Annotated in this window: 10 protein-coding genes; 1 reads left to right on the forward strand and 9 read right to left on the reverse strand. The window is 66.7% G+C overall.

What is annotated here, in order from left to right:
• Positions 1-38: 38 nt before the first annotated feature.
• From WMC41_RS07145 to topA, 5 genes are all read right to left on the reverse strand, one after another.
• Entirely contained in the window at positions 39-1,223 is a 1,185-nt protein-coding gene (locus WMC41_RS07145) for an MFS transporter (RefSeq protein ID WP_244765806.1), read from the reverse strand.
• A 13-nt stretch (positions 1,224-1,236) separates the two neighbouring features.
• Positions 1,237-1,899, reverse strand: coding sequence for an NUDIX hydrolase (locus WMC41_RS07150; RefSeq protein ID WP_432347488.1), 663 nt, complete (start codon positions 1,897-1,899; stop codon positions 1,237-1,239).
• Positions 1,896-2,345: a DUF983 domain-containing protein gene (locus WMC41_RS07155; protein ID WP_244766002.1), complete on the reverse strand. Its 450-nt coding sequence runs from the start codon at positions 2,343-2,345 to the stop codon at positions 1,896-1,898. Before WMC41_RS07155 ends, WMC41_RS07150 begins: the two co-directional genes overlap by 4 nt.
• An 82-nt stretch (positions 2,346-2,427) precedes the next feature.
• Complete coding sequence (gene rnr / locus WMC41_RS07160) at positions 2,428-4,779, reverse strand: ribonuclease R (protein WP_432347490.1); 2,352 nt, start codon at positions 4,777-4,779, stop codon at positions 2,428-2,430.
• A 4-nt stretch (positions 4,780-4,783) separates the two neighbouring features.
• A complete protein-coding gene (gene topA, locus WMC41_RS07165) occupies positions 4,784-7,432 on the reverse strand; it encodes a type I DNA topoisomerase (RefSeq protein ID WP_432347491.1) in 2,649 nt (882 codons plus the stop codon).
• Between the two features lie 319 nt (positions 7,433-7,751).
• On the opposite strand from topA, the gene WMC41_RS07170 reads away from it, so the two are divergent.
• Complete coding sequence (locus WMC41_RS07170) at positions 7,752-8,006, forward strand: hypothetical protein (protein WP_432347492.1); 255 nt, start codon at positions 7,752-7,754, stop codon at positions 8,004-8,006.
• Here the strand turns inward: WMC41_RS07170 and dprA are convergent.
• The 4 genes from dprA to WMC41_RS07190 form a co-directional block, all read right to left on the reverse strand.
• Entirely contained in the window at positions 7,938-9,089 is a 1,152-nt protein-coding gene (gene dprA / locus WMC41_RS07175; protein ID WP_432347494.1) for a DNA-processing protein DprA, read from the reverse strand. The genes WMC41_RS07170 and dprA overlap by 69 nt on opposite strands.
• A 2-nt stretch (positions 9,090-9,091) precedes the next feature.
• Complete coding sequence (gene plsY, locus WMC41_RS07180; RefSeq protein WP_244766001.1) at positions 9,092-9,697, reverse strand: glycerol-3-phosphate 1-O-acyltransferase PlsY; 606 nt, start codon at positions 9,695-9,697, stop codon at positions 9,092-9,094.
• Positions 9,698-9,908: 211 nt separating this feature from the next.
• Positions 9,909-11,201, reverse strand: a complete 1,293-nt coding sequence (locus tag WMC41_RS07185) for a dihydroorotase (protein WP_432347496.1) — start codon at positions 11,199-11,201, stop codon at positions 9,909-9,911.
• Positions 11,198-12,139 carry an aspartate carbamoyltransferase catalytic subunit gene (locus WMC41_RS07190; RefSeq protein WP_244765799.1) on the reverse strand — a complete coding sequence of 314 codons (942 nt, stop codon included), beginning with the start codon at positions 12,137-12,139 and terminating at the stop codon, positions 11,198-11,200. The genes WMC41_RS07185 and WMC41_RS07190 overlap by 4 nt, the downstream gene beginning before the upstream one ends.
• Between the last annotated feature and the right edge of the window lie 85 nt (positions 12,140-12,224).

Here is a 12,224-nt window from a genome sequence, read left to right on the forward strand (position 1 = left end):
TTAAATCTGGGCGGAAACTACAAATCGCGCCCGAAAAGTCAAGCCTGTTTCGGCCGGAAAACCATCCGGGCGAGCGAAAGTACGAGGTAAAACCCGAAGAAGGCGACGATCGCCCAGGCAAAACCGTCATTGCCGGAAACGTCCATCGCCGCGCCGATCGCCTGCGGACCGACCACGGTGCCCACCGCATAGCAGAAGATGAAGGCGGCATTGGCGGCTGCAAGGTCCGCCCCGTGCAGGCGCGAGCCGAGGTGGCTGAGGCCCACCGTGTAGAGGCCGGCGACGCAGCCGCCCCACAGCAGCAGCACGGCGGCCATCAGCACCCAGCTGTGCGCGATGAGCGGCAGGCAGAGGGCGCCGACAAGGCCGATGACCGCCATGATGGTCAGCAGGCGCCTGCGGTCCTTCATGCGGTCGGAGAGCATGCCGAGCGGAATCTGGAACGCCATGTTGCCGATGCCCATGACGGTGAGCAGAAGGGCCGCCTGGGGCTCGCTGAAGCCGGCGCGCGTCGCATAGATGGGCAGGAGCGAGAGCCCGCCCACTTCCACCGCGCCGAAGATGAAGACCGCCGCCGTCGCCGTCGGCACGAGAAGGATGTAGCGCATGAAATGCAGCTCCGGCTTCTCGTCGATGATCGGGCTTTCGCCGCGCGCGATGAAGATGGGGGCGGCGGCAAGCAGGATGATGCCCGCGCCCACAGCGAAGGGCAGCACGCCGTCGCTGCCGAGGAGCGAGAAGAGCAGGGGGCCTGTGGCGAAGCCGAGCGAGAGGACCGTGGCGTAGATGCCGAGCACCAGGCCGCGCCGCCGGGGCGGGGCGGCGGCGTTGATCCAGAACTCGGAGAGGATGAAGAGCGTGGTGATCGCGCCGTGGAAGACGAGACGGAGCGGAAACCACAGCCAGAAATTCTGGATGTAGTAGAAGCCGAGGCCGCTGACGGCCGCAAGCAGGATGGCGCCCAGCATGGTGGTCGAGGTGCCGCAGGCATGCGCAAGGCGCGTGGTGAAGGGCGCGGCGACCATGGCGGCGATGCCGGCCATGGCGGAATTGATGCCGATGAGCGTGGAGGAGATGCCACGCTTTTCCATGATGATCGAGAGCAGCGGAAGGCCGAGGCCGATCGCGATGCCGACGGCGGAAATGGCGGCGACGGCTGCAATGAGAGACCGCCAGTGGATGCTGTCCACCGGGCCGGAGGTGCCGGATTGCGGCTGCGTCATATGCGGTCGATCCTCAAAGAAGGTCCCGAAGGAGGCGCCCGCGCTGGGTGTGGTACAGCGGCACGGCTCTTCCGAAGGGCAGAGACTTGTCTTCCTGAAGGCTTTTTCGAAGCTCTTCAAGGATCAATACGGTTATGTCGGGCATCTCGATGCCCTTGTGGTCAAAAATATCGACCCAGCGCAGGTCTTCCAGTTCGTGGCTCGCCGTCGCGCCGGCCGGATCGACGCCCGCCTCGTCGGTAAAGAGCGTGAAGAAGCGCGTGTCGAACCGCCGCACCATACCGGCCGGCGTGATGGCGCGGGCAAGGAACCTGAGGCCGGAGAGGTCGGGGCGGAAGGGCAGGGTGCTCGGCGCCGGTTCGGCAAGCGGCGTGCCGACGGAAATGCCGGCTTCCTCGTAGAGTTCGCGCAGCGCCGCCACGCCGAGGGCGCGCAGGCGCGAATCGGAACAGCGCGTGCCGCTGCGCAGCGCCAGCCGCTCGCAGGCCTGCGGGTTCAGCGGATTGGCGACGGGAACGAGGCGGTCGCCCGCATCGCGCCGTCCGCCGGGAAAGACATAGACGTCCGGCATGAAGACGTGCTTGCTGCTGCGCCGGCCGACGAGCACGCGCATGCCCTCGCCAGACCGGTCGAGGAGCAGGATCGAGGCTGCATCGACGGGCCGGACGGGCGTCATGCCGTCCGGTCGCCGTAGGCGGACGTCGTGTCCGCTTCGGTCTCTTCCGGCTTGGCGCCGAAGCCGTGCATCTTCAGCGCCCATTGCAGGCCGATGGCGCCGCCCTTGATAGGCTGGAGCAAAAGAAGCGAGAGGATGACGGTGATCGGCGCCCAGATGGCCAGATGCTGCCAGGTGGTGAGCGGCCAGACGAGGTCCGTCGCCATGTAGCCGCCGAGCACGACATGGCCGACGATGGTGATGACGAGATAGGGCGGCAGGTCGTCGGCGCGCTGGTGTGTATAATCCTCGCCGCAGGCCGCGCAGTGATCGACGGGCTTGACGAAGGACTTGAACAGGCGGCCGGAACCGCAGGCCGGGCAGCGGTTCAGCATGCCGCGCTTGATGGCGCGGCCGAGCGGGCGTTCCGCAGGCGTGTCGGCCGGGTTGTCGCCGAAATGCTGCATGCCGCCGTTGTTGTCGTTCGCCTGCATGTCCATGTCCTTCCCGCCGGCGCCTTCTCCGGCTGTTTTCTTCCTGCTGCGGCGCTCAGCGTCTTCCGCGCGGTGGGCGCGTGCCCGGCTGGCGGCGCGAGGCGCCATCCTTGCGCCGGCCCGACTTGTGGAAGGAGCGCACCGCCGTCGGCATCTTGCGTCCCTCGCTGATCATATCGAACCGGAGAGAGCCGGCCAGCGGCACCGCTTCCGCGAGCTTGACGCGCACCGTGTCGCCGAGGCGATAGCCGAGCCCGGTCTTCTCGCCGGAAAGCGCCTGATGCGCCTCGTCATAGATGTAATAGTCGCGTCCGAGCATAGATATAGGCACGAAACCGTCGGCACCATACTCCGGCAGGGTGACAAAAAGTCCCGCCTTGGTGACGCCCGAGACGCGCCCGTCGAACTCCTCGCCGATGCGCCCGGCAAGGTGATGGGCGATCAGCCGGTCGACCGTATCGCGCTCGGCCGCCATGGCGCGGCGCTCGAAGGTCGAGATTTCCGCGGAAATGTCGTCCAGCGCGGCCTCCTCGTCCGGCGTGATGCCGCCTTCGCCGAGCCCGAGCGAGCCCACCAGCGCCCGGTGCACGATGAGGTCCGCGTAGCGGCGGATCGGCGAGGTGAAATGGGCGTACCGCATCAGGTTGAGCCCGAAATGGCCGATGTTTTCCGGGCTGTAGATCGCCTGGCTCTGCGAGCGCAGCACCATCTCGTTCACCATCTGCTCGAAGGGCTTGTCCTTGGCTTTCGAAAGCACGCCATTGAAATGGTTGGAGCGCATGCTGCCGCCCTTCACCAGCGTGATGTCGAGCGTCTGCAGGAACTCGCGCAGCACCTCCTGCTTGGCGAGCGAGGGCGCGTCGTGCACACGGTAGACGAGGACCTGCCTCTTCTTCTCCAGCGTCTCGGCGGCCGAGACGTTCGCCTGGATCATCATCTCCTCGATGAGCTTGTGCGCATCGAGCCGCGGCGGCACGAAGACCCGGTCGACGGTGCCGTCCTCCTTCAGGAGGATCTTACGCTCGGGCATGTCGAGCTCGAGCGGCTGGCGGCGGTTCCGGCCGACCGTCATGATCCGGTAGGCGTCCCACAGCGGCTTCAGGATCGTCTCGAGGATCGGGCCGGTCTTGTCGTCGGGCGCGCCGTCGATGGCAGCCTGCGCCTGCTGGTAGGAGAGCTTTGCCGCGCTCTTCATCATGATGCGATGGAAGGTGTGGCTTGCCTTGCGGCCTTCATGCGAGAAGACCATGCGCACGGCGAGCGCCGGGCGGTCGACGCCCTCCTTCAGCGAGCAGAGGTCGTTGGAAATGCGCTCCGGCAGCATGGGCACCACGCGATCCGGGAAATAGACCGAGTTGCCGCGCTTCAGCGCCTCGCGGTCGAGCGCCGATTTCGGCCGCACATAGTAGCTGACATCGGCGATGGCGACGGTGACGATCACGCCGCCCGGATTGTCCGGGGAGGGGTCCGGCTCGGCGAAGACGGCGTCGTCGTGGTCCTTGGCGTCGGCCGGGTCGATGGTGATGAGCGGCAGGCTGCGCCAGTCCTCGCGATGCGCCATGGTCGCGGGCCCTGCGGCCTCCGCCTCGCGGATCACCGCGTCGGGGAAGATATAGGGGATGCCGTGGGAATGGATGGCGATCATCGAGATCGCCTTTTCCGAGGCGACGGAGCCGATCACGCCCTTGATCTGCGCGCGCGGCAGGCCGTAGCGGCCCATGCGCACGACATCGATCTCCACGAGGTCGCCGTCCCTGGCGCCCGCCGTGAACTCCGCGTCGACGTCCATCTCCTCGCCGCGCCGGTCGATCGGCATGATGCGCCCGCCGCCGCCCGCCATGGCGCGGAAGACGCCCATGCCGGAATTCTTCTTCTTGTCGAGAACCTTGATGACCCGCGCCGTATAGGCCGGGCCGCCGCGCTCCTTCGCCGGGAAGATCTTCGCCAGAACGCGGTCGCCGAGACCGGCGACGGGCGCCTTGTCCCTGCGCACGCCGCCTGACTGGCGGATCAGCACGGCCGGCGCGACGCCCGCATCGTCAAGCCATTCCGCCGGGCGGCCGATCAGCTCGCCGTCGATATCGCGCGTCGTGATGTCGAGAACGGTGACGGGCGGCAGGGCGCCGGGGCGGACGAGCGACTTGCGCCGCTTTTCCAGGAGCCCGTCCTCCTCGAAGGATTTCAGGAGCGCCTTCAGTTCCACGCGCGCCTCGCCCTTCAGGCCGAAGGCCTTGGCGATCTCGCGTTTCGATGCCTGCTCCGGATGCTCGGCGATGAAGCGCAGCAGCACGTCGCGCGGCGGGATGACGCCATGGATGATCGGGATGTTGTCTGCCGGCGGCACGTCACGGCCCGCGCGGCCGGGCCGCTTGGATTGTCCTGCCCGGCTGCGTGGTTCTCTCGTCATGCCGTCAGGCCTTCTTTGCCTTGGATGCGGTCTTGGCCTTGGGCGCCGCCTTCGGCTTTGCGGCCTTGGCATCGTCGGATTTTGCCGCCTTGGTGGTCTTCGCCGCCTTGGCCTTGCCCTTGGTGGGCGTCTTGCCGGCCTTGTCGGCGATCAGCACCAGCGCCTCCTCCAGCGTGACGCTCTCGGCGGCCTTGCCCTTCGGCAGCGTCGCGTTGACCTTGCCCCAGTTCACATAGGGGCCGTACTTGCCGTCCCGCACGGTGACGGGGCCGCCATCGGGATGGTCGCCGAGCGCCTTGAGCGCGGCGGGTGTGCCGCGCGAGCGGCCGCCGGGACCCTTGGACTGCTTGTCGGCGATCACCGAGACGGCGCGGTTGAGGCCGATCGAGAAGACGTCCTCGACGCTTTCGAGATTGGCATAGCCGCCGTCGTGCAGCAGGAACGGACCGTAGCGGCCGATGCCGGCGGAGATCATCTTGCCGGTTTCCGGATGCTGGCCGATATCGCGCGGCAGCGAGAGCAGGGCAAGCGCCTTTTCGTGGTCGATGCTCGCCGGCGTCCAGCCCTTGGGCAGGCTGGCGCGCTTGGCCTCCTTGCCGTCGCCGCGCTGCACATAGGGGCCGAAGCGGCCGGTGCGCAGCGTGATGTCCTCGCCGGTATGCGGGTCCTTGCCGAGGTTCTGCGGCTCGTTGGAGGCGGCGGCCTCCGCATCCGAGCCGTTGTCGGCGGAAAGCTGGCGGGTGTAGTTGCATTCCGGATAGTTCGAGCAGCCGACGAAGGCGCCGAACTTGCCGAGCTTCAGCGAGAGCTTGCCGGTGCCGCACACCTGGCAGATGCGCGGATCGCTGCCGTCCTCGCGCTTGGGGAAGACGAGCGGCGCCAGCTCTTCGTTGAGCGCGTCGAGCACATTGGTGACGCGCAGCTCCTTGGTATCCTCGATCTGCGCGAAGAAATCCTTCCAGAAATCGCGCAGAACCTGCTTCCAGTCGAGCTCGCCGGCCGAGATCTTGTCGAGCTTTTCCTCGAGGTCCGCCGTGAAGTCATATTCGACATAGCGCGTGAAGAAGCTTTCCAGGAAGGCGGTGACGAGACGGCCCTTGGCTTCGGGGATCAGCTTGCGCTTGTCGATGATGATATATTCGCGGTCGCGCAGCGTGGCGAGCGTCGCGGCATAGGTCGACGGGCGGCCGATGCCGAGCTCCTCCATCTTCTTGATGAGCGAGGCTTCCGAATAGCGCGGCGGCGGCTCGGTGAAATGCTGGGTGGCGTTCACCTTCTGCTTGGTGACCGTTTCCTTCGCATTGATCTCCGGCAGGCGGCCGCCATCCTCGCCGTCGTCCGATTGCTCGCCGTCTTCCTTCTGGTCGGTATAGGCGGCGATGAAGCCGTCGAAGCGGATGACCGAGCCGGTGGCGCGCAGGCCCGCCTTGCGCCCGCCATTGTCCGCCTCGATCTCGACCGTCGTGCGCTCGATCTCGGCGGAGGCCATCTGGCTGGCGATGCCGCGCTTCCAGACGAGGTCGTAGAGCCGCAGCTGGTCGGGATCGAGATAGCGTTTCACCTGGTCGGGCGTGCGGTCGAAGGAGGTCGGGCGGATCGCCTCGTGCGCTTCCTGGGCGTTCTTCGCCTTGGTGGAATAGAAGCGGGGCTTTTCCGGCACGTAGCGCTCGCCGAACTGGCTGGCGACGGCACGCCGGGCGGCGTCGATCGCCTCAGGCGCCATCTGCACGCCATCGGTACGCATATAGGTGATGAGACCGACCGTCTCGCCGCCGATGTCGATGCCTTCATACAGCTTCTGCGCGACCTGCATGGTGCGCGATGCCGAGAAGCCGAGCTTGGAGGAGGCGGCCTGCTGCAGCGTCGAGGTGGTGAAGGGCGGTGCGGGATTGCGCTTGGTGGGCTTGGCCTCGACGCTTTCGACGCGGTAGGCCGCGCCGTCGAGCAGCGCCTTGAGGCGGTTCGCCTCCTCGCCATTGCCGATCGACCGCGCCTGGAGGCGTTTGCCCTCCGCCGAAACGAGGCGGGCCTCGAACTCGTCGCCGCGCGGGGTCTTCAAGAGGGCGGAGAGGTTCCAGTATTCCTCCGAGACGAAACGCTCGATTTCGGCTTCCCGATCGCAGACGAGGCGCAGCGCCACCGACTGCACGCGGCCGGCCGAGCGGGCGCCCGGCAGCTTGCGCCACAGCACGGGCGAAAGGTTGAAGCCGACGAGATAGTCGAGCGCGCGGCGGGCGAGATAGGCGTCGACCAGCGAGATGTCGATGTCGCGCGGGTTGCGCATGGCGTCGAGCACGGCCGACTTGGTGATGGCGTTGAAGACGACGCGCTTGACCGGCTTGTCGCCGATCACGCGCTTCTTCTTCAGGACGTCGAGCACGTGCCAGGAGATGGCCTCGCCTTCGCGATCCGGGTCGGTCGCGAGAATGAGGCCATCGGAGGACTTCATCGCGTCGGCGATGTCCTTGATGCGCTTGGCCGAGGCGCTGTCCACTTCCCAGGACATCTCGAAATCCTCGTCCGGGCGCACCGAGCCGTCCTTGGCGGGCAGATCGCGCACATGGCCGAAGGAGGCAAGCACCTTGTAGCCGGGGCCGAGATACTTGTTGATCGTCTTGGCCTTGGCGGGCGATTCCACAACTACAACATTCATCGTCATTTCTCTGATACCGGGAGCGCGCGCAGGAATGCGCGGCGAAAGGGCGCTCTTGCGCCGGAAAGTCGTGTCTCGACATGAACAGACAAAGCGTCCGGGTCAAGAGGTAGGGGTGAAATTAGTGGGATACAACGAGTTGCAACCAAAACGAGATAATTTAGATGTCGCACTTATAGATACAAGTCATATGTGCTGAAATGCAACTTATGCGATACAATTCAAGTGTTGCAATTATTGATAATCATTGTATCGTCTTCTGGGCGTAGGAATTGCAACCTGACGGTGATTCTGAAATCCCCGGGACAACGGAAAAGCTATGAACTCGAAACCTTCCAAGCCCGCGCTTCCGCCGCATACCGCAGAGGAGAACATCGCCTACACACGTCAGATGTTGGGCGAGTTGCGCACGGTCGCGCACAACGAGGGCGCCGACATGCTGCGCTATTTCATCGAGATGGCCTATGTGGAGGCGGGGGATATCCTGGCCGGCCTGCGGCCGCTTTCAGTCCGGGCTCATCGAGACCCGGCCATCGGCATGCCGCTGAAGCCGGCCGGCAAGATCAAGTTCTAGGAGGACGAGGTAGACGCTCGCCGCCGCGATGCCGGTATGGCGGATGATCTCGTCGATCTCGGCCGGCACCTGGCTCAGCGCCTCGGCGATGCGCTCCCGCTCGCCGTCGCTCGGCGGCAGCCTGAGGGTCGGCGGCACGTCCTCCGCGGGTTCGCCGGCCCCCGGGCGCGGGGTGAAGAGATCGGGTTCGCAGAGCGGCCGCAGCCCCTCCAGCACATCCTCCGGCGCCGTCACGATCGTCGCGCCGTCCTTGAGCAGGCCGTTCGTGCCCTCGCAGCGCGGATCGAGCGGCGAGCCGGGCACGGCGAAGACCAGCCGGCCGAAATCCGCCGCATTGCGCGCGGTGATCAGCGAGCCGGAGCGCACCGCCGCCTCCACCACCACCAGGCCCAGCGACATGCCGGCGATCAGCCGGTTGCGGCGGGGAAAGTCCCGGGCGCGGGGCTCCCAGCCGAACGGCATCTCGCTGACGGCAAGGCCCTGTCCCTCGGTGAGTTCCGCAAGCAGGCCGATGTTTTCCGGCGGATAGGGCTTGTCGAGGCCGCCGGCCATGGCCGCGATCGTGCCGGTATCGAGGCTGGCGCGGTGGGCGGCCGTGTCGATGCCGCGGGCAAGGCCGGAAACGATGGAATAGCCCGAGCGGCCGATCTCGCGCGCCAGCAGGCCGGCGAATTTCACGCCGGAAATCGAGGCGTTGCGCGCGCCGACGATGCCGACGCCCGGTGCCGCGGCAGCGGCACGGTTTCCCTTGACGGCGAGAAGCGGCGGCGCGCCGTCGATCTGGCGCAGCAGCGGCGGATAGTCCGGCTCGCCGATGCCGACGAAGGCCGCGCCGTGCCGTTCGGCGATTTCCAGCTCGCGTTCGGCCTCGGCCCGGCTGGCGACGCGGATGCTGCGCGATGCGCCGCCACGGCGGGAGAGTTCCGGCACCATGTCCAGCGCCGCTTCGGCGCTGCCGAAATGGTTGATGAGCTCGCGAAAGGTGACCGGCCCGACATTGTCGCTGCGGATGAGCCGCAGCCAGGCGATCCTCTGTCGGTCCGTCAGCGCAATTCCCCTCGTCCTTGCGCTGCGCTCGTCCATCTCTATCCCTTGCTGCCGATCTTGCTTTCCGTGCCGCCGAGCAGGCGGCTGATATTGGCGCTGTGCTTCCACCAGGTGATCACCGTGAGGAGGGCGAACAGCAGCGCCACCTTCTCGTGGCCGAGAAACCACAATACAACCGGAGATACGATGGTTGCAACCAGGGCGGAGAGGGACGAATAGCGCGTCAGATAGGCGACGCCGACCCACACGGCGGCGAAGACGGCGAGCATGACAGGCACGAGGCCGAGCAGCAGGCCGACATAGGTCGCGACCCCCTTGCCGCCCTTGAAGCCGAGCCAGACGGGAAAGAGATGGCCGAGGAAGGCGGCAAGGCCCGCCGCAAGGCCGGCATCAAGGCCCCAGCGCGAGGCGATGGCGGTGGCGGCCGTGCCCTTGAGGGCGTCGAGCAGCAGGGTCGCCGCGGCAAGCTTCCTGTTGCCGGTGCGCAGCACGTTCGTCGCGCCGATATTGCCGGAGCCGATCTGGCGCACGTCGCCGAGCCCGGCCATGCGGGTGAGGATCAGGCCGAAGGGGATGGAGCCGAGGAGATAGCCGAAGGCGAGGGCGGCGAGCGTCGGCAGGGCGCCGAGCTGCCAGGTGAAGATGTCGGACACGTCAGTTCCCCCGTTCCAATGTCTGCATGCGGGGCATGGATCCTCGGGTCGAGCCCGAGGATGACGGAGAGGGGGAGGTGCTACCGACCCCATCAAACGGTCCGGCAGGGGCAACGTTTCTCAACGTCTTCCGATCTTCCTTCTTCCGTCATCCTCGGGCTCGACCCGAGGATCCACGCTCTCCGCCGGGCCGATGTCCCGTTCAGTCCAGCGAATACACCCGTTCGCCGGCAACATAGGTGCTAATCGCGCGTCCCGTAAAGCGGGCATCTTCGAAGGGCGTGTTCTTCGAGCGCGAGACGAAGCGGTCCTTGGTGGCGAGCCAGGGCTCGTCGGGATCGATCAGCACGATGTCGGCGCGCGCGCCGGGCGAAAGCGTGCCGGCGTCAAGGCCGAAGATCTGCGCCGGCCGCGTCGAGAGCGCATCGAGGAGCCGCATCAGCGGAACCTCGCCGCTGTGATGCAGCCTGAGCGCCGCCGCCAGCATGGTCTCGAGGCCGATCGCGCCATCGGCCGCGTCCGCGAAGGGCAGGCGCTTGGTGTCGACGTCCTGCGGGTCGTGCGAGGAAACGATGATGTCGATCTCGCCGCGGGCGAGCGCGTCGACCATGGCCTTGCGGTCGTCCTCGCCGCGCAGCGGCGGGGAGAGCTTGAAGAAGGTGCGGTATTCGCCGATGTCGTTCTCGTTCAGCGTCAGGTGGTTGATCGAGATGCCGCAGGTGACGTCCGCGCCGTACTCCTTCGCGCGCTTCACCGCTTCGGCCGATTCCGGCACGGAGATCTGCGCCGCGTGGTATTTGCCGCGCGTCAGGCCGGCGATGCGCAGGTCCCGTTCGAGCGGGATCAGTTCGGCCTCGCGCGGGCTGCCGGAAAGGCCGAGCCAGCTTGCGAGCAGCCCCTCGTTCATCACGCCGCCGGCGCCGAGATACTTGTCGCGGGTTTCGAGCGCGATGACGCTGCCGAATTCGCGGGCATAGGTCATGGCGCGGCGCAGCACCTGCGCATTGTGCACCGGGTTGCGGCCATTGGTGAAGGCGACGGCGCCGGCATCCTTCAGCAGGCCGAATTCGGTCATCTCCTCGCCGGCCAGCCCCTTGGTGAGGGCCGCGGCGGGGTGGATGTTGACGATGGCCTTGTCGCGGGCGTTCTTCAGCACGAATTCGACAAGCGCGATGTCGTCGATGACGGGATCGGTGTCCGGCATGGTGATGAAAGTGGTGACGCCGCCGGCCGCCGCGGCGCGGGAGGCCGATTCGATCGTCTCGCGGTGCTCGGCGCCGGGCTCGCCGACGAAGACGCGGGCATCGACGAGGCCGGGGGCGGCGATGAGGCCGCGTCCGTCGACGATCTCGGCGCCTTCCGGTGCGCCCTGGTTCTGCGCGCCGCTGCCGATGGCGGCGATCCTGCCGTTCTCGATGACGATGGAGCCCTTTTCGTCCAGGTTGCGCGAGGGGTCCAGGATGCGGAGGTTTTTCAGGACGGTGGTGCGGGTCATGCGCGGACACCCTGGTTCTGCGAAACGAGAAGCGTTTCCATCACGGCCATGCGGACGGCGACGCCCATCTCGACCTGCTGCTCGATGACGCTCTGCGGCCCGTCGGCGATCTCGGAGGCGATCTCCACGCCGCGGTTCATCGGCCCGGGATGCATGACGAGCGCATCCTCCTTCGCCGCCTTCAGCTTTTCCGCGTCGAGCCCGTAATAGTGGAAATATTCGCGCACCGAGGGCACGAAGGCGCCGGACATGCGCTCGCGCTGCAGGCGCAGCATCATCACGACGTCGGCATCCTTCAGCCCTTCCTCCATGGAGTGGTAGACCTCCGCGCCCATGTCGGCGATGCCGGAGGGAAGAAGCGTTGCAGGCGCGACGACGCGCACGCGCGCGCCCATGGCGTTGAGCAGCAGGATATTCGAGCGGGCGACGCGCGAATGCAGCACATCGCCGCAGATCGCGACGATGATGCGCGAGAGCTTGCCCTTGGCGCGGCGGATGGTCAGCGCGTCGAGCAGGGCCTGGGTCGGATGCTCGTGCTGGCCGTCGCCGGCATTGACCACCGAGCAGGAGACCTTCTGCGCCAGGAGCGCGGCGGCACCGGCGGAGGAGTGGCGCACGACCAGCACGTCCGGGTGCATGGCGTTCAGCGTCATCGCCGTGTCGATCAGCGTCTCGCCCTTCTTCACCGAGGAATTGCCGACCGACATGTTCATCACGTCGGCGCCGAGGCGTTTTCCGGCAAGCTCGAAGGAGGATTGCGTGCGGGTGGAGGCTTCGAAGAACAGGTTGATCTGTGTCAGGCCCCGGAGGGTCGACGTTTTCTTCTCCCGCTGCCGGGAGATTTTCACCGCCTCGTCGGCGCGGTCGAGCAGGTGCGTGATCTCCTGCTCGGTCAGGCCCTTGATGCCGAGAAGGTGGCGATGCGGAAAGAAGTCCATGAAACTCCGCCTCAACTGTCGTGGATACGCGGGGTCTATAGAGGGTCGGTTCCCCCGCGGCAAGGCGAAGCGGCGGCAAGGCCGC

It is taken from the genome of Shinella yambaruensis, from assembly GCF_050859155.1.
GTDB lineage: Bacteria > Pseudomonadota > Alphaproteobacteria > Rhizobiales > Rhizobiaceae > Shinella > Shinella yambaruensis.